At 62.4% G+C, this 17,410-nt stretch carries 10 protein-coding genes and 3 pseudogenes; 6 read left to right on the forward strand and 7 right to left on the reverse strand.

Features of this window, described 5'->3' with window-relative positions:
* Positions 1-293: 293 nt before the first annotated feature.
* On the reverse strand, positions 294-1,697 hold the full coding sequence (locus L0U84_RS34820) for a DNA-binding protein (RefSeq protein WP_233857074.1): 1,404 nt from the start codon (positions 1,695-1,697) through the stop codon (positions 294-296).
* 626 nt (positions 1,698-2,323) lie between these two features.
* On the opposite strand from L0U84_RS34820, the pseudogene L0U84_RS34825 reads away from it, so the two are divergent.
* The 3 genes and pseudogenes from L0U84_RS34825 to L0U84_RS34835 form a co-directional block, all read left to right on the forward strand.
* Positions 2,324-2,449, forward strand: a pseudogene (locus L0U84_RS34825) (3-hydroxyacyl-CoA dehydrogenase family protein); the annotation flags it as partial.
* A 296-nt stretch (positions 2,450-2,745) separates the two neighbouring features.
* A complete protein-coding gene (locus L0U84_RS34830) occupies positions 2,746-3,099 on the forward strand; it encodes a BON domain-containing protein (RefSeq protein WP_233857076.1) in 354 nt (117 codons plus the stop codon).
* Positions 3,100-3,487: 388 nt separating this feature from the next.
* Positions 3,488-3,910: pseudogene (locus L0U84_RS34835) on the forward strand (transposase); the annotation flags it as partial.
* Positions 3,911-4,141: 231 nt separating this feature from the next.
* Here the strand turns inward: L0U84_RS34835 and L0U84_RS34840 are convergent.
* Positions 4,142-4,594, reverse strand: coding sequence for an Lrp/AsnC family transcriptional regulator (locus L0U84_RS34840; protein ID WP_233857078.1), 453 nt, complete (start codon positions 4,592-4,594; stop codon positions 4,142-4,144).
* A gap of 114 nt (positions 4,595-4,708) precedes the next feature.
* On the opposite strand from L0U84_RS34840, the gene L0U84_RS34845 reads away from it, so the two are divergent.
* Positions 4,709-5,350 carry a LysE family translocator gene (locus L0U84_RS34845; RefSeq protein WP_233857080.1) on the forward strand — a complete coding sequence of 214 codons (642 nt, stop codon included), beginning with the start codon at positions 4,709-4,711 and terminating at the stop codon, positions 5,348-5,350.
* A gap of 184 nt (positions 5,351-5,534) precedes the next feature.
* Here the strand turns inward: L0U84_RS34845 and L0U84_RS34850 are convergent, their stop codons facing one another.
* The 4 genes and pseudogenes from L0U84_RS34850 to L0U84_RS34865 form a co-directional block, all read right to left on the reverse strand.
* Positions 5,535-6,227, reverse strand: coding sequence for an alpha/beta hydrolase family protein (locus tag L0U84_RS34850; protein ID WP_233857082.1), 693 nt, complete (start codon positions 6,225-6,227; stop codon positions 5,535-5,537).
* A 504-nt stretch (positions 6,228-6,731) separates the two neighbouring features.
* Positions 6,732-10,364 (reverse strand): hydantoinase B/oxoprolinase family protein, encoded by a 3,633-nt coding sequence (locus tag L0U84_RS34855; RefSeq protein ID WP_233857084.1) that lies wholly within the window; start codon positions 10,362-10,364, stop codon positions 6,732-6,734.
* A 50-nt stretch (positions 10,365-10,414) separates the two neighbouring features.
* Positions 10,415-11,722 carry an MFS transporter gene (locus L0U84_RS34860; RefSeq protein WP_233857086.1) on the reverse strand — a complete coding sequence of 436 codons (1,308 nt, stop codon included), beginning with the start codon at positions 11,720-11,722 and terminating at the stop codon, positions 10,415-10,417.
* A 161-nt stretch (positions 11,723-11,883) separates the two neighbouring features.
* Positions 11,884-12,663 (reverse strand): annotated as a pseudogene (locus L0U84_RS34865) (putative hydro-lyase); the annotation flags it as partial.
* 229 nt (positions 12,664-12,892) lie between these two features.
* Here L0U84_RS34865 and L0U84_RS34870 point away from each other — a divergent pair.
* Together L0U84_RS34870 and L0U84_RS34875 are read left to right on the forward strand one after the other, a co-directional pair.
* Positions 12,893-13,825: a LysR family transcriptional regulator gene (locus L0U84_RS34870; protein WP_233857090.1), complete on the forward strand. Its 933-nt coding sequence runs from the start codon at positions 12,893-12,895 to the stop codon at positions 13,823-13,825.
* Positions 13,826-14,150: 325 nt separating this feature from the next.
* Entirely contained in the window at positions 14,151-15,680 is a 1,530-nt protein-coding gene (locus L0U84_RS34875) for a D-alanyl-D-alanine carboxypeptidase/D-alanyl-D-alanine-endopeptidase (RefSeq protein WP_233857092.1), read from the forward strand.
* Positions 15,681-15,731: 51 nt separating this feature from the next.
* Here L0U84_RS34875 and L0U84_RS34880 read toward each other — a convergent pair whose 3' ends face one another.
* On the reverse strand, positions 15,732-17,387 hold the full coding sequence (locus L0U84_RS34880) for a D-alanyl-D-alanine carboxypeptidase/D-alanyl-D-alanine-endopeptidase (protein ID WP_233857094.1): 1,656 nt from the start codon (positions 17,385-17,387) through the stop codon (positions 15,732-15,734).
* Between the last annotated feature and the right edge of the window lie 23 nt (positions 17,388-17,410).

Raw genomic sequence — 17,410 nt, forward strand, 5'->3', positions numbered from 1 at the left:
ACGTGGATGGCGCGTGCAGCGGTCGACCGGCTCTCGCCGATAGAACGGCCAGCGTTGCCACGGGGCGCTCTATTCGCGGCGCCCTATTCGCTCGACTATCCGCTCAACGGAACGCCATATCCCGGCGGCTTCACAGCGATCTTCGGCTTGGTCGCTGATTTCTAGCGCGCAAAAAACAAACGGCGCTGCCGAGCCGTATCGCCGAAGCGAACGACACCAACAGCGCCACCTTTCCTACGAGCACAATGCGCGTCGCCCTACCCGCGACGCGCGTCATCCAATCAACAGTACCGTCACGCCGGTGTGCTTTCGGTGTTCAGCTTCGACACCGCACCCGTCTTCTCGTCGTAGCGATAGCCCTGTTTCTCGAGGTGAGCGTTGATCGTTTCGACGACCACTTGCTGCTGAATTTCATTGCGCAGCAATTCATGCTCCGGCTTGAGCTGGCCCAGTTCAGCGGCAAGCCGGCGGCTCAACGTTGCTTCGCCTGCGCCGCGGGCAACGACAACCACCATTTTTTCATTCGCCTGAGCCAGTTGCTGCTTCAGTGCGTTCGAGTACTCGGACCATTTCCTGACGGTCTCCCGCGCTTCGGCAATCGCGGCGGCATGCGCTTGCGCGTCGCGCGAGATCTGCGCCTTCAATGCTTCGAGCTCCTGCGAGTCGACAGCCAACGGCGACGCCGACTCCGCGCCCTCGGCCTGTTCGCTCGCTGCCGCGCTCTCGGCCAGTTCGGCCGCGCGCTGCTGCTCCGCGTCGGCGCGCTCCTGCGCTTCGGACAAGCTGGCCGACAGCCTCGCGATTTCGGAGGCGTCCGCGCCGCGCTCATCGGTCAGGCTGGCGATTTGCGTCTGGGCAGTCTGCAATTCAAGCGCGGCGGCATCCCGTTCAGCCTGCGCGCCCGCGACTTCGTCACGTCGGGCGGCGTGCGCTTCCTGCTCGGCCTGCAGTTCCACGCGAATCGCTTCGAGCTCGCTTTCAAGACGGGCGACCGCTTCGGAATGCGCCGCCTCCAATGCCGCGCGCTCCGCTTCGCCGACCGGCGTTTCGACGGCTGCTGCTGCCGACTCGCTCGCCATCTCGCTTTCGCCTACGGTCTCGCTTTCGTCGCGTGCAATCGCACCGCTCTCCGCGGCCTGTTCCGCGCGCTCCAGTTCCGCTTCGAGCAGCGAAACGCGATCGGCGAGCTGCTGCGCGCGCTTCTCCGCTGCGTCGGTGCGTTGCACCGCGAGCGCGATGTCCTCTTCGAGCCCGGCCACTGCATCGACCTTCTCGTCGTAGGCGCTCGTGATCTTGTTCAACTCGACCTGCAGCGCATCTAGTTCCTGGACGGTGGTTTGCAGTTCGGCTAGCGCGTCGTCGCGCTCGTTGCTGGCGTCCTCGACGCGCTGGCGCATCGCGGCGAGGCGTCGCGCCACCGCGCGCTCGGCCTCGTCCTGCGCCGACGTCCACAGCCGGTCGAGCGCATCGCGCATCGTGTCCGTCACGGTTTCCGGCAAAGCCGGACGCTCGACGACCTGCGGCACCCGCGCGGCGCGCGTTTCGCGCCATTTACGCAATGCCGCGGACACCGCGACCACCGAACCGGTATGGACTTCGTTCCAGATGGCCACCGGAGACACCTTCTGGCCCTCGTCGGCCATCCGGTTTGCGATTTCAGATACGAGTTCGTCCGTGATCGTAATGTTGCTTGACATGTCTGCCTCGACAAAGTGCACGTGGTGACGAATACCGTTTCGTCATTCCGGAGGCGGCCGCGCGCTGGGATCCGCCTTGCATGGATACGAATTGTCGGCTACCTCCCCGGCGGCCAATCCGTCGAAAAGCCGAGGTTACGGGGAGGTATTCACGGAATTGCGCCACGATCTTGCCGCGCCCGGTTGCCTCGGGCGCCTGCTGCAGCGGTGATCCGGAGGGCCTGATGTTTCCGGATTTGCGAACTTTGGCCACGCCGAACCGGGCCGATACGCAGGGACTTGCGCTCGTGCGGACTGTACGACACGGAGAAACGACGCGCGTACTCAAAGACGTTCGCGAAACGTGTAGAAAAATGACGTTCTGGGGCCCGGCGGCCCCATCGAAGGCTCGGCATCCGTGTGCGGTGCCGCAGAAAGTGAAAAGGCGTGTGGTCATTGCCAACGAAAGTGCAAATTCCGAGCAGTCGTGAGCCTAGTTGCCCGTGACAACCGCGCGGACCGGATTCGGGCCACGACCTGCCGTTCAGCGAGCGGGGAAAATTGCTGTTTCAACGGCCGCACTACATCCGGAAGCTGACGAACGAGGACACACATAATTCGGCCTGAGCCGACATTGGAGGCGCTGGGTTCTACGTCAGCATCTCAAAGATTTCGCCGATTCCAAATACCGTGCATGTCCGCTGCTGCGTGAACTGGTGGCGGCGGGACGCCTGGGCAGGAAGACCGGTTGGGGAGTCTATCGATATGCGTAGTCAAGACGACAGGCCAAATCGTCCGCGCTCCATCAACGGATCCATGGTCAATGTTCCTGATTCGTCAGACGGATAGAGCGTAAATGGGACCAAAGTCCGATAGCAAACCGGCCAAAACCCGAGCATTTTCACCGTACGACCGCACCGCAAACGTCGCAGACCTGTGGCGGCTTACTCTGACATTTCGGTCTCGAAGTCGTCACAAGAGGTTTGCGGAGGGTGTGAAGGACATACGACTGCGGCGCATCGGGAGTTGCGCCGTGTCTGCGCGTAGCGCGTCAACACGGGAGAAGGACATGAAAGTAAGCAAAACACTCAGGCTGGCCGGTGGGGCATTGATCGTTGTCGCGTCCATGAACGCATGGTCACAAGCCAGCGATGCCGCTGCCACGTCCACGGAATCGGCGACTCCGTCCAAGTCGGACGTGAGAAAGGCGAACCGGGCGCTAAGCAAAAAGGTATTGCACGCGCTTTCAAAAGGGGGGATCGAAACTTCGGGCGTCAGGGTGTTGATCAAAGGTAGCGCGGTGACACTCGCTGGGGATGTTCCAGAACAGCCCCAGATCGAGAAGGCTACTGCGATTGCGCAGCAAGTTCCCGGAGTGACGTCGGTGAAGAACACTCTGTCTCTTCACGAAGGCGGCCAATGAGCCGGCACGGGTGGCCCGCATTTGCGGGCCGCCTGAAAGCTTGCCGGTACGCGACGGGAACGCCAGTCTGGTGATGACGGCGACTACGCGCCGAAGCACACTCAGCGCGACTTGCGCATCGCTGAGCGCTAGCGTTAGGGCGCAATGGGCGTGTCAGCGCTCCATCGACCCGCCATCGTTTTCCCCCTGCGGATGGCGCACCGTGCGGCCAGCGTGTGGCGTGTCGATACGGATCGCGCGGCCGAGGCCGCGCTTATGCATCTCATACACCGTCGAACAGGTCGGCGGCGCGGCGACGACAACCGCTCTGGCCTTATTTCGGCTCGCCCGGATCTTCGATCAGTAGCTCGAAGATTCCATTGCGCTCCAGCACCTGTAGACGCGTTCGGCACGAGATGACGAATATCAATGTCCCGCCGGCCAACGCGCGATTTACCGCTTTACCAGGGAGGAAAAGGGGCTGCAACGCCGCTCTTACTGGAGCAGTGCTTGTCCCCAGTGCTCCATCAAGTCGCAATGCACGCCGAGCGTGTATCGACGAATCTCCCGATGGGAGCACGAATCAGTGCTGGAGGCAGTTCAGCGGCGGCTCGACAAAACTCCGGATGCGATGACAGTCCGAAGGCGAACCGTAGAACATGTCTTCGGGACGTTCAAGCACTGGATGGGCTACACGCACTTCCTGACACGCAGGCTGGCCAACGTCGGTACCGAGATGAGCCTGCATGTGCTGAGCTACAACCTCATGCGAGTGCTAAAAATACTGGGGTTCTCGAGAACAATGAAAGCGATGCGACTGGCGGGTGCATAAGACCCGCCCCGTTATGCCTGCCGAGCGGACGGGAGACGACGGTCCGGAAGGTAACAAAGTCGCTCAGCCGATCGTCGTCGCGAAATTGACCGAGGAAACAGCAAACTACGCCAAGACGCAAAGGTGGTCGAGCATGCTGCGGAAAAATCGGCGTTTCCACACGGCCTGGACCCGTTGCGGCCAATCAACTCATTTCCGCTCAAGGGGCAGCTTCCAAAGTGAAGGCGTCGTTCATCTGCGCGGCCTGGCGGGCGGCCGTTGCAGACCCCGGGCAGCTAGCGGGGTCGACATCACGATTGACGTGCGAGTCTCGCCGTACAAGTTTATACGTTCAATCAGTCGTTCCAGATCGGCCAGACTCACCGCCACCAATCGCATGACGTAGGAGTCCGCCCCGGTCACGTGATGGCATTCCAGCACTTCGGGAATCGTGTCGAGCAACTTAAGAAACTTCGCTTTTGCAGGTTGCGGCACAGTAATGCCGATCAGCGCATTCACCGCATAGCCCGCCGCGACGAGGTTGATCCGTGCTGAGTAGCCTTCGATGACCCCGGTTTCTTCCAGGCGCTTGACGCGCTCCGTTACCGCCGGCACCGATAGATGTACCTCGCGGCCCAGATCGGTATAGGTCATGCGTCCGTTGTGCTGCAACAAGGAAAGCACCTTCCAATCCAGTTCGTCCATTGTGCCGAAGTTTTTAAGGCAAAAACGCCATCTTCTCTTAAAAACTGACTTCTTGCACGATCATAAACCGCCTACGATGCTTCTCCATATCAACGCATTTCGTCGGAGAAGGTCATGTTGTTCGTTAAGTCGATGGTGATGGGTTTTTGCATTGCCGCTCCGGTTGGCCCCATCGGTATGTTGTGCATCCAGCGCAGTCTAAGCCGTGGTTTTCGCTCCGGCTTTGCAACAGGCATCGGCGCAGCATGCGCGGATGGCATCTACGGGTTGCTCGGCGCGCTCGGTATCGCTGGCGTGGTAGCGGCGCTGCCGATGCTGAGCGTGGCCCTGAAAATCGGCGGTGGAGTGTTTCTTGTTTGGCTGGCCTGCGGTATTGCTCGCGAAGCGCCTGCTGTTCCTAACGTTTCCGAAGGAGCACGGCGCGCAACTGTCGCTCGCGATTTCCTGACTACGTTTGCCCTTACGCTGTCCAATCCCATGACCATTCTGTCGTTCATCGGGATTTTTGCAGCGCTCGGGCCGCAGTCGGGTTCACACGACGGCCTTGGATGGTTAGCGGTATCGCGAATGGTCAGCGGGGTGTTTGTCGGCTCTGCCGTCTGGTGGTTGTGCTTGAGCACTGGGACCACCACATTTCGGAAAGCGATACCTGTCTCATTGACGCACAGCTTTTCGCGTATGTCGGCCATCGTGATAGCTGTGTTCGGGGGTGTCCAGATGATCTCTGGAACGTCAAGTCTTATCCAGGCCTTCTGACTTGCAGAAACGCAGTGACTACTGCCGAGCACTTTTGGTCGCTGACGCGACAGGCGTCGCTTATCGTGGCTATGCGACAGACCATCTGCGGATAGCGAAGGGAAAGGCATTGAGCGGGCGAGCGCAGCACGGCGAATTCGCCGGGTCGCCGCCCCGACTACGCTACAAGCATTCCTGCGCTCGCTCACGTAACGGGCACGAACTCTCCTTCGGCGAAGAACCACGCCGCCATCGTCCGTGCCAGTTCGAGCACGACCTCCGCGTCGGTCCGGCCGGAGGACGCGCGCACGTGGAACGAATGATCTGCGTCGTCCACCACATGCAGCGTGGCGCGTGGCCCCAGCGTCCCGACGACCGACCTCAGCAGGTGAAGCTCGGCCAGCTTGTCGCGCGTGCCCTGCAGGAAGAGAATCGGCACCGTGACGTCCGCCAGGTGCCGTGCCCTCTCCACGCCGGGCGCGCCCGCCGGGTGCAGCGGGAACGCGACGAAAGCGAGGCCACGCACGCCGTCGAGCGGGGAGATGGCTTGGGCTTGGGACGTCATGCGGCCGCCGAACGACCTGCCGCCCGCGAAGAGCGGCAGGGCTGGCAGCCGCCGGCGGGCCTCTGCGACGGCTGCCTGCACGGCAGCATGTGCCACGGCCGGCGAGTCCACCCGCTTGGAGCCCCGCTCCATGTACGGAAACTGGTAGCGCAATGTGGCGACATTGACCGCCGCAAGCGCGTCGGCCAATGACGACATGCCGGCGTGCTGCATGCCCGCCCCGGCACCGTGCGCGAAGACATACAGGGCTCGCGCGTCCTCCGGCACTCGGAGGAGCGCGGAGACCTTAGTGCCGTCGGGCAGTGCCACGGAAAGCGATTCTGGGTCGTCCATCGTATTCAGGTCGTGTCGTTGTGGCCTTAGCGCCAATTCTGCATCAATGAGGCATCGGAGAGCGTTTGTGGCGGCCTCCGGCAAGGCATTGCGCAGACGGAGTTTGCCGGCCGATCCATGGAGCGCGTGTCTATCGTGAACGGCGCCGCAGTCGCGATGTGTCGGTTGACGACCGCAGCCCCGACCTGTGGGCCGCAGCGTGATCCGCGCTCTGAGACATCTGCGCAATAGCACGCCTGCATTATTGTCAGCGAGCTGTTACGACACTGCAATCACCGTCAAAGGAAGTTCTCGAAAGGCAGTTCATTGATCTGGCTCTCTGGAAAAGCATGTCCGGCTGCAGAAAGTTCTGAGTCGGCCAGTATCGGCCGTTCGCACTGGCGGCGCCAGGGACCCTCCAACGGCTGCTTTACTCTGAGAGGCGCCCTACCCACTGCTGGTCAGTCAACCATGCCAGCGTGGCACGACGAGCCCAGGCTGGACACAAGCCCCGCTGCACGGGAATTAGACTTCCCCGAAACCACCGCCCCCCGGCGTTTCCACCACGAACACATCTCCCGCCTCCATCTCGACGCTCGCGATATGACCTAAAGCGACTATCTGACCATCCGCGCGCTCGACGCGATTGCTGCCGCAGCTTCCCGCCCGTCCGCCACCCGCGCCGAAAGGCGCATGAATGCGGTTATTCGACAGAATCGACGCCGTCATCGGCGTGAGAAAGCGAATGCGCCGGATCGCACCGTTACCTCCGTGCCAGCGTCCCGCGCCACCCGATTCCGCGCGGATCATATGCGATTCGAGCCGCACCGGGTAGCGCCATTCGAGCACCTCGGGATCGGTCAGGCGCGAGTTGGTCATGTGTGTCTGCACAGCATCGACGCCGCTGAAACCGTTGCCCGCGCCGCTGCCGCCCGCAATCGTTTCGTAGTACTGGTAGCGGGCATCGCCGAAGGTGAAGTTGTTCATCGTCCCTTGGCTCGATGCCACGACACCGAGTGCGCCATAGAGCGCATTGGTGATTGCGGACGACGTCTCCACGTTACCCGATACCACCGCCGCCGGATACACCGGATTGAGCATCGAGCGGTCGGGAACGATCACCGACAGCGGCCTGAGGCAACCTGCGTTGAGCGGGATATCGTCGCCAACGAGCGTGCGGAACACATAGAGCACTGCCGCCATGCAGACCGCCTTCGGCGCGTTAAAGTTGTTGGGCAACTGCGCAGACGTGCCGCTGAAATCGACCGTGGCGCTGCGCGTCGCGGCATCGACGCGAATCGCAACCTCGATCACCGCGCCGTTGTCGAGTTCGTAGCGATAGCTGCCGTCCTTGAGCGCGCCGATCACGCGGCGCACCGCTTCCTCCGCGTTGTCCTGCACGTGACGCATGAAGGCGAGCACCACGTCGCGGCCGAATTGCGCGACCATGCGACGCAACTCGTCCACACCTTTCTGGTTCGCTGCAACCTGCGCGCGCAGATCGGCCATGTTCTGCGCGATGTTGCGCGCGGGATAGCGACCCGACGCGAGCAGCGCGCGAGTGTCGGCATCGCGCAGCACGGCCGCCGAGACGAGCTGCCAGTTGTCGATCAGCACGCCTTCTTCTTCGATATGCGAGGAGGCCGCCGGCATCGAGCCCGGCGTAATGCCGCCGATATCCGCATGATGACCGCGCGAGCCGACGTAAAAGAGCGGCTCGCACGAACCATCAGCGAACACGGGTGTGATGACGGTCACATCGGGCAAGTGCGTGCCGCCGTGATACGGGTCGTTCAGCATGAACACGTCGCCGTCGCGCATCGCGCCGCGATTGCGCTCGATCACCGTCTTGATGCTCTCGCCCATCGAGCCGAGATGCACCGGCATGTGCGGTGCGTTGGCGATCAGGTTACCTGCGTCGTCGAAGATCGCGCACGAGAAGTCGAGACGCTCCTTGATGTTGACCGAATACGCCGTGTTTTGCAGGCGCAAACCCATCTGCTCGGCAACCGACATAAACAGGTTGTTGAAGATTTCCAGGCGCACGGGGTCGGCCTCGGTGCCGATCGAGCGGCGAGTGGGCAGCGGTTGTACACGCGTCATCACCACGTTGCCCTGTGCGCTCAGAACGGCTTGCCAGCCCGGCTCGACCACGGTGGTGCCGTTCTTTTCAGCGATGATCGCCGGGCCATTGAGCGTGTCGCCGGCGCACAGCGTGTCGCGCTGGTAGAGCGACGCGTCGTGCCACGCGCCAGCCGAATACATGCGTACGACCGTCTGCGCACGAAGCGCGTCGTCTGCCGCGCGCGGCGACAGGTTGCCCACATCGACGGGTGCATCGGAATGACCAATCGCCTCGACGGACGCAAGTTCCGCGATGAGCGGCGTATCCGCCATCAGGAACGCGTAGCGTTGACGATAGGCCGCTTCGAACGCGGCGCGCATTGCGTCGACGCTGCCCGCGGGCACGGCAAGCGACGAATCGGTGCCTTGATAACGTAAATGCACACGCCGCTCGGTCGTAATGCGCGCCACGTCAACGCTCTGTTCGAGCAGGGCGTGGGTTGCGTTGTCCGCGAGGGCATCGAGTGCGGCTTCAAGCGTTGGCAGCGAGGCTGCGTCGAGCGTGATTTCCAGCGCCCGTTCGCGCATGGCGGTTTGATCCGCGAGACCCATGCCGTACGCGGAGAGCACGCCTGCGAGCGGATGCGCGAACACGCGCGTCATGCCGAGCGCGTCGGCCACCCCGCATGCGTGCTGACCGCCTGCGCCGCCGAACGTCGTCAGCACGTACTGCGAGACGTCATGGCCGCGCTGGACGGAAATTTTCTTGATCGCGTTCGCCATGCTGCCGATGGCGATCTCCAGATAGCCTTCCGCGAGTTCTTCGGGCGTGCGGCGCTGCCCCGTCGCCGCGAAGATTTCGTCGGCGAGCGCCTGAAAGCGGTGCGCGACGACATCGCGATCCAGCGGCTCGTTCGCATGCGGACCGAACACGCGCGGAAAATAGTCGGGCTGGATCTTGCCGAGCATCACGTTGCAGTCGGTGACCGCAAGCGGGCCGCCGCGCCGGTACGCGGCGGGGCCGGGATTCGCGCCTGCCGAGTCGGGGCCGACACGCAGCCGGGCGCCGTCGAAGCCGAGCACCGAGCCGCCGCCAGCCGCTACCGTGTGAATGCTCATCATCGGCGCGCGCATGCGCACGCCTGCTACCTGTGTTTCGAACACGCGCTCGAACTCGCCGTTGAAGTGCGAGACGTCCGTCGACGTGCCGCCCATGTCGAAGCCGATCACGCGCTCGAAGCCCGCCGCCTGCGCCGCGCGCACCATACCGACGATGCCGCCCGCCGGACCGGAAAGGATCGCGTCCTTGCCCTGGAACACATCGGCGCGTGTCAGTCCGCCGCTACTCTGCATGAACTGCAGGTTCACGCCGGGCATTTCGTGCGCGACCTGATCAACGTAACGGCGCAGGATCGGCGACAGATACGCGTCCACGACGGTCGTATCGCCGCGCGAGACCATTTTCATCAGCGGCGAAACTTCGTGCGACACGGAGATCTGCGTGAAGCCGATACGACGTGCCAGTTCTGACAGTTCACGTTCATGCGACGTGTGGCGATAGCCGTGAATCAGCACGATGGCGAGCGCGCGAATGCCCGCGTCGTAAATCTCGTGCAGTGCACGTTCTGCCGCAACGCGATCGAGCGACGCGACGACTTCGCCTTGCGCGCTTACCCGTTCGTCGATTTCGACTACGCGCTCGTAGAGCGCTTCCGGTAACGCGATGTCGAGATCGAAGAGGCGCGGGCGGTTCTGATACGCGATTCGCAACACATCGCGAAAGCCGCGCGTGGTGACGAGCGCGACCGGTTCGCCCTTGCGTTCGAGCAGAGCGTTAGTCGCGACCGTTGTACCCATCTTGACCATTTCGACGTCGTGTGGGGTGATAGCTTCGCCGGCTTGCAATCCGAGCAGATGACGAATCCCTGCGACGGCCGCATCGCGATACTGCTCAGGGTTTTCAGAGAGCAGCTTGTGCGTGGTGAGCGTGCCGTCCGGGCGGCGCGCGACGATATCGGTAAAGGTGCCTCCGCGGTCTATCCAGAACTGCCAGCGGGACGGCGTGCAAACATCGGAGCTGTGATTGTGCTTCATGGTGTCGAGGTCTTGGATGCGAAATATGTAAGAGATGCGAGAGATGCCAATCAGGCCGATTCGAGTTCACGGCCGCGCGTTTCGGGCAAGGTGAGCGCGGCGATTATCAGCACGCCGTATGCGGCCACCGCGAATATCCCGATGCTCGTGCCAAGGCCAAACCGGCTCGACAGTGTGCCGATCAGCACGGGGAACAGCGCCCCGATCGCGCGGCCGACGTTGTAGCAAAAGCCCTGGCCGGAGCCGCGTACGCGGGTCGGAAAGAGTTCGGTGAGCAATGCGCCCATGCCGGAGAAAATGCCCGACGCAAAGAAGCCAAGCGGAAAGCCGAGCCACAGCATCGACGCATTCGTCAGCGGCAACGAGGTGTACACGAAAGCAATCGCCATCGAGCCGAGCGCGAACAGGATGAAGTTCGGCTTGCGGCCGATGCGGTCCGTGAGCCACGCGCTGCATAGATAACCCACATACGAACCGGCGATGATCATCGCCAGATAGCCGCCGGTGCCCAGCACCGTGAGATGACGTTCGGTCTTGAGGAACGTCGGCAGCCATGTCGTGATCGCGTAGTAGCCGCCCTGTGCGCCTGTGGTGAGGAGTGCGGCGCGCAGCGTCGTCGTAAGCAGCCGGGGTGCGAAGATTTCGGTGAAACGTGGTGGGTCCTGCGCGTCCTGCTGCGCAACCTTGGCTTGCTCGAACACTTCGGGTTCCTTCACGTATCGGCGAATGAAGAGCACGAGGAGCGCCGGCACGAGCCCGATCAGGAACAACGCGCGCCACGCGATTTCAGGAGCCATCACGGAGAACAGCACGGCGTAGAGCAGGGCGGCCATGCCCCAGCCGAGCGCCCAGCCGGATTGCACGAGACCGACCGCCTTGCCGCGATCGCGTGCGCGGATCACTTCACCGATCAGCACGGCGCCCGCCGTCCACTCGCCGCCGAAGCCGAAGCCCATGAGCGCGCGGGCGGCGAGCAGCTGGCCGTAGTTTTGCGCGAGACCACACAACGCGGTGAACACCGCGAACCACAGCACGGTGAGCTGCAACGTGCGTACGCGGCCGATACGATCGGATAGTATCCCCGCGATCCAGCCGCCAAGCGCGGACGAAAGCAGCGTCATAGTGCCGATGAAGCCGGCGTCGGCAAGCGAGATGCCCCAGGTGGCCACGAGCGTCGGAATGACGAAGGAGAGCATCTGCGTGTCCATGCCGTCGAGCATATAGCCGACCTTGCAGCTCCAGAACGCCCGGCGTGCGCGCGGACCGGCTTCCGCGTACCAGGAAAGCTGCGGGCTGTCTGCCGTTGCCTTCATGTCGGTGGCATCGTTGACGCTTGCCATGAGTGTCTTGCTGTCCATCTGCTGCTCCTGTGGATAGACGCATGAGTAACGAGCGAAGCCACGCAAGAGCGTAGGGATGCGTCATTCCCTCCGGGCCTGTCGGCCGGATGGCTTCGGGATGCTTTGACTGGGTTGTGGCTCGACGGCGCCGTGTTAGGCCACGCGCGCCGCAGGAACGCTCAGAAGATGGCCAGCGATGCGTTGGTGATGTCCGTCATCAGCATATGTCCCGGCGCGTGGGCGATGGCGATCGGTAGCTTCGCGGCCATCAACGCGGTTTGCGGCGTCACACCGCACGCCCAGTAGACCGGCAGTTCGCCCGGGTGGATCGTCACCGCATCGCCGAACTCGGGGCGCGCGAGATCGGCGATACCGAGTTCCGCCGGATCGCCGATATGCACGGGTGCGCCGTGTACGCCCGGAAAACGGCTCGTGATCTGCACGGCGCGGATCGCGTCAGCGCCGCGTAGCGGGCGCATCGACACGACGAGTTCGCCTCCGAACACGCCCGCGCGCTGGTTCGGAATGTCCGTGCGATACATCGGCACGTTTCGGCCTTCTTCGACATGGCGCAGTCCGATGCCTTCCTTCGCGAGCATGTGTTCGAACGAGAACGAGCAGCCGATTGCGAACACGACGAAATCGTCCCGCCAGTGCGTTTCGATCGATGCGACGCATTCGCTCAACTCGCCATCGCGGTAGACGTTGTAGGCCGGAACATCGGTGCGGATATCGATGTCGCGCCCAAGCACCGGCACGCGAAAGTCGCCGGGCTCGCCCACACCGAGCAGCGGACACGGCTTCGGATTCGCATGACAGAAGCGCAGGAAATCGTGCGCGTACGCGGCGGGCAGGATCGCGAGATTGGCTTGCGCGAAGTCGCCGCAATGGCCAGCCGTGGGGCCGCGGAAGTCGCGATGTCGTACGGTTCTGCGAAATTCGAATGGAGTCATGGTGTCAGCGTGCTCGTGCGGGTTGCTCTGGTTCGTCTTTGTCGACTGCGTACAGGTGAGATGCGCGAAGCGCTGTTTTTGCGCTCAAACAAAGCATAGAAAAGAAGAAAATATGATGCCAACTAGTTTTATTTGCGACAAATGGATAGAATTTCTTAACGAAATCGCGGGTTTTCCCGAATCACGATGAGTTTTTTGGAGCAACTCTCCCAGTCGCTGTTGTCACCTTCGGCCTATGAACACGCGCTTTCTCGAAACCTTCGTCACGCTGGCCAAGCTGCGCAGTTTTCGCACCACGGCGACGGCTTTGCACGCCACGCCCGCGGCGATCTCGCAGCGTCTGAAAGCGTTGGAAGACGAATTGCAAACCACGCTCGTTGATCGCGAGAGCCGTGATTTCCGGCTCACGGCGAACGGCGAATATCTGCTGGGCTATGCGAAGGCCGTGGTGGAAGCGACGCGCCAGTTGCAGGCCGCTGCGTCACATGAAGGCGCGATGCGCGGCAAGCTGCGGCTCGGCGTGATCGAGACGGTCGTGCATAGCTGGCTCGCCGATTACATGCGGCGTCTCGCAGACGACTTCCCGCAACTCGAAGTTGAGCTGGCGGTGGACGTGAGCGTTGTTTTGCAGCGGCGGCTGATGGCGGGCGAACTCGATCTCATCATTCGCGTGGAAGGCAGCGACGAGGAATCCGTGGTGTGCGACGCGCTCGCGAACTATCCGGTGCACTGGATAGCGCGCGCGGGTCTGTTGCCGCTTTCGCGCAGCGGGCTCGCGAAACGCGTGCTGCGTCATCCGATCCTGACGTTCGGGCGCGGAACGGCGCCGCATCGCGCGCTGGAGGACATCGTCGCCAAGCTGGCGCTCGCCAATGGCGTGCCGCTAGCGGATACGCGTATCACGGGCTCGCCTTCGATTTCGGTGATCGTGCAACTCGTGCGCGATGGGTTTGGCGTGGCGGCGATTCCGCGTCTCTTTGTCGACGATCTGATCGCCCGCGGCGAGGTGGTGGAGTTGCCGTTGCAGCCTTCGCCGCCGTCCATCGTGGTGTCGATGTCACGCCGCGCGGATGCGCCGCTGCTCGTACATGGCGCGGCGAACGCGGCGCGTGCGGCATGTCATAGGTATTGCGAGTTGGGGGATCCGCGCTTGATTGAACGCTTGTAAAACCGGGTCCTTGCTGACATCCGTTGAGGAGATGCGACGGTATGACCCTGCGGATCAGTGTGGCAAATACGGCGCCATGCGCCAACGGATTCTGGCTCGCATTTCCAGCTACGGCGAAGCCATCGATATGTGAGTCACCGCACGGAGCTTGCAAGCATCCCTATTTGCATCCCGGTTCGCTGAAACCTATGCTGAAAGATCCCCTAATCAGGCAGGGACACCCATGCGCGCACAGTCGCGGTCGGTTTTCGCAGTACTAGTATCGTGCTCGTTAATCGTCGGGTGCGGTAGCGACATATCGGCGACCGATCCCTATGCGCAAGTAATGTACAAGCCACGTTACGTCAGCGCGCAATCACAGTGGTCGATGATTGTGATGGATGCGGGAACGGGTCAGATTCTCTACTCGCTGAATCCCGACACGATGATTTTCACCGCTTCGGTGCGCAAACTCTACTCTGTCGCCACCGCTTTGGGTGTGATCGGCGCGGACCATCGCTTCAAGACGCCCGTCTATCGCAACGGAACGGTCGATACGACCGGTAAGCTGACCGGTGACCTGATCATCCAGGCCTCCGGCGATCTGACGTTTGGCGGCCGCCAGAAGCCGGACGGCACGGTCGACTTCACCGACTACGATCACAACGATGCACGGGGTTTCCAGGGGGCGATCCTGACGCCCGAAGATCCGCTCACCGCGATGAATGCGCTTGCCGCGCAGGTGCGTGCCTCCGGCATTACGTCGGTGAATGGCGACGTGATCGTCGATGACCGCCTGTTCGATTCGTTTCGCGTGCCAAACGGCAATGTGCTGATCTCGCCGATGCTCGTCAACGAGAACGTGATCGACATGACGCTGAGCCCGGGAGCGGGCGTCGGCCAGGCGGCGGTGCTCGACTGGCGACCGCGCACCAGCGCGATGATGTTCCAGGGCACGGCCGTTACGACCGCTGCCGGTATCGATCCCGACATCGTCGTGTCCGGCGACGCCTTCGACAAAGCCCCGCTCAGTTGCGTCTCGACACCTGGCTGTAGGGCGACGGTCTCGGGGGGAGCCGGGCTCGACACCCCGGCGACGATCCCGCTTGCGTACAGGTCGGCGCTGATCGGCAACGACATCTACGTGAGCAACGTTCGCATCGACGATCCGCCGTCGTTCGCGCGCACCGCGCTCGTCGATGCGCTCGCGCGTGCTGGCGTGACAGTGAGCGCGCCCGCGGTGCAACCGAATGCGTCGGCCGCATTGCCATCTTCGCAAAGCTATACGAGTGCGAACCAGGTTGCGAGCTTCACGTCACCGCCCTATTCCGAGTTCGCGAAACTGATCCTCAAAGTCAGCCTGAACACTGGTGCGAATCTCAGCCTGATGTACCAGGGAGTCGCGCAAGGCGCACGTACCGTCGGCGATGCACTCGGCACCGAACGCAAATATCTCACCGGCACGCTCGGCCTCGACGGATCGAGCTTCGACTTCCCGACCAACGGCAGCGGCACGCCCGACTGCCGCGCGACCGCACGCACCACCGCAACGCTACTCGCGACGATGCACCGCGGCGCGAACGCCACCGTGTATCGCAACGCACTGTCGATCCTCGGCACCGACGGTTCGCTCGCGGCAGTCGGCAAAACCGTTGTCGGCAAGGAGAACATCCTGGTGAAGAGCGGAGCGACGATCGACGCAAGTGGACAGATGGTCGCAATCAACATGGCTGGTTATATCAGCGCAAAGAGCGGACGCCAGCTTGCTTATGCGCTCTTTGTCAACCACGCTGGCCCGGCCAGCACGCCCGCCGCAGCGCTCGACGTGTTTAACGACGAAGCCGACATTCTCGGCATCGTCTACTCGCAATATTGAGGCGCCCGGTTTTCGGGCTGGGCCCGCCACTGACTCACGGCGCGTCGAACGTCATTGCAGTTTCCACAACGTTGCGGCGATCATCCCCTCGTCGTTGAATACCGGCACCACATCCGAAACGCCGCCGGGAACCGGTACGTTGTTGACCGTCATGAAGAATACGAGCTGCCGCCCGCTCTTTGCGGTGATATAGCCGGCAAGCGCCTGCCCTCTGAGCAACCCCGTTCCGGGTACAGCTGGATTTTCAACGACGTAGGTTCCGGTCTTCGCCTGAACCTGACCTTTTGCGCCAGCAAGCGTCGGATCGGACTCGAAGGCGGTGACTGTCGTCAGCGAACCATCGACGCCAAGCGATGGCATCGAATCTTTATACGCGGCAAAGTCGGGTTTCGATACCATCCCGCGCATCATCGAGATCACGGCTTTGGCATTGGCAGTCGTTTCACCGCCGCCACTGCCGTCAACGAAGTGATACTGGCTCGGCGAAATAGCGAACGTCGATTGCAATTCGGTCTGCTCGGCTGTGAGTGCGGCGTCCATCGTAGTCGAATTGTTTTTTGCAAGACCCCACATCAATAGCGTCGTGTCGGCACCGAGGTTGTAGCTGACCTTGTTGACGAACCGGATGTCCTGCGCGTACGGTGCGGCCGTCAATTGCGCGACCTGCTGCGCGCTCGAGTACGAGCCCTTCGCCGGCAGCGACGCAGTGGCATTGACGCCGATCGGCGCGGCCGTCACCGTGACGCCTGCGCGCGTCAGCGCTTCGATGAACACGGTGCGCGCGTAGCTTGACGGTGCCGTGATGCGGAACGTGCGGACCAACGGAAACGTATTCACTGGCACCGGTACGTAGCCCACCGGCACCGAGCCGCTGACGCTTCCGACGCACGGCGTCGTGCCGATACACGTCAGAAACGTTTGGCGCTCGTCCGGATCGAGTTCGATCGAGGCCAGCGACGACGCGCTGCCGGTCGAGAGGGTCGACTGCACAGTCACCGCCGCCGACTTGGGCCGGTAGTCGAACGGCAGCGGCTGGCCCTCAGTGCTCTGGGTGAACGACACGTCGACCTGATCGTCGTTGACGAAGATCGGGGTTGCCATGAACTCGTCACGGAAGTCGAATGCGGTGAAAAGCCGGTCGTCGATCACGATGTCACCGTTGACCTTCGTGATGTCGGCGGCCGCCACCTGCTGTGCTAGCGCGTTATAGCCGGCGAGAGGATCGGGCGCGGATAGCACCGCATTGCCGAGACCGTTCGCTTCGTTGTGATCGAACGACGTGAGTGCAATCGTGCCATCTGGATTCGCGCGTCCGCCCATCGTCAGATCGCCGCTCGCGACCAGAATGAGATTGCCGTTGAGCGTGCCGGTCGCATCGACGGTGCCGGTTTTATACACCGGTGTCACCGCTCTGTGCTGCGCGCCGATCGCATTCAACGCGTTGCCGGTTGTAAAGACCTTTCGCACCGACGCGATGTACACCTGCGAGCTGGAGTTCAGATCGTAAATCACACTTCCAGTGCCCTGATCGACGACCTGGAGCGACCACGTCGCGCCTTTGTACACCGGCTTTTGCATCACCTGCAGGATCGAATCGGGCACGGCGGTACTATTACTACTGTCAATCGATCCGCCGCACGATATCAATAGCGTCGCCGTGGCGATCGCAGACAGGCGCATGACTATTTTCAGGAATCTCCTGTTCATTTCAGGTCTCCCAGGCTCAGTTA

Source organism: Paraburkholderia sp. HD33-4 (assembly GCF_021390635.1).
In the GTDB taxonomy this organism is placed as follows: domain Bacteria; phylum Pseudomonadota; class Gammaproteobacteria; order Burkholderiales; family Burkholderiaceae; genus Paraburkholderia.

Bases quoted from the DNA above. Each gene is read 5' to 3' on its own strand.
- L0U84_RS34820 (WP_233857074.1), bottom strand. From the start codon at position 1,697: ATGTCAAGCAACATTACGATCACGGACGAACTCGTATCTGAAATCGCA.
- L0U84_RS34830 (WP_233857076.1), top strand. From the start codon at position 2,746: ATGAAAGTAAGCAAAACACTCAGGCTGGCCGGTGGGGCATTGATCGTT.
- L0U84_RS34840 (WP_233857078.1), bottom strand. From the start codon at position 4,594: ATGGACGAACTGGATTGGAAGGTGCTTTCCTTGTTGCAGCACAACGGA.
- L0U84_RS34845 (WP_233857080.1), top strand. From the start codon at position 4,709: ATGTTGTTCGTTAAGTCGATGGTGATGGGTTTTTGCATTGCCGCTCCG.
- L0U84_RS34850 (WP_233857082.1), bottom strand. From the start codon at position 6,227: ATGGACGACCCAGAATCGCTTTCCGTGGCACTGCCCGACGGCACTAAG.
- L0U84_RS34855 (WP_233857084.1), bottom strand. From the start codon at position 10,364: ATGAAGCACAATCACAGCTCCGATGTTTGCACGCCGTCCCGCTGGCAG.
- L0U84_RS34860 (WP_233857086.1), bottom strand. From the start codon at position 11,722: ATGGACAGCAAGACACTCATGGCAAGCGTCAACGATGCCACCGACATG.
- L0U84_RS34870 (WP_233857090.1), top strand. From the start codon at position 12,893: ATGAACACGCGCTTTCTCGAAACCTTCGTCACGCTGGCCAAGCTGCGC.
- L0U84_RS34875 (WP_233857092.1), top strand. From the start codon at position 14,151: ATGTACAAGCCACGTTACGTCAGCGCGCAATCACAGTGGTCGATGATT.
- L0U84_RS34880 (WP_233857094.1), bottom strand. From the start codon at position 17,387: ATGAACAGGAGATTCCTGAAAATAGTCATGCGCCTGTCTGCGATCGCC.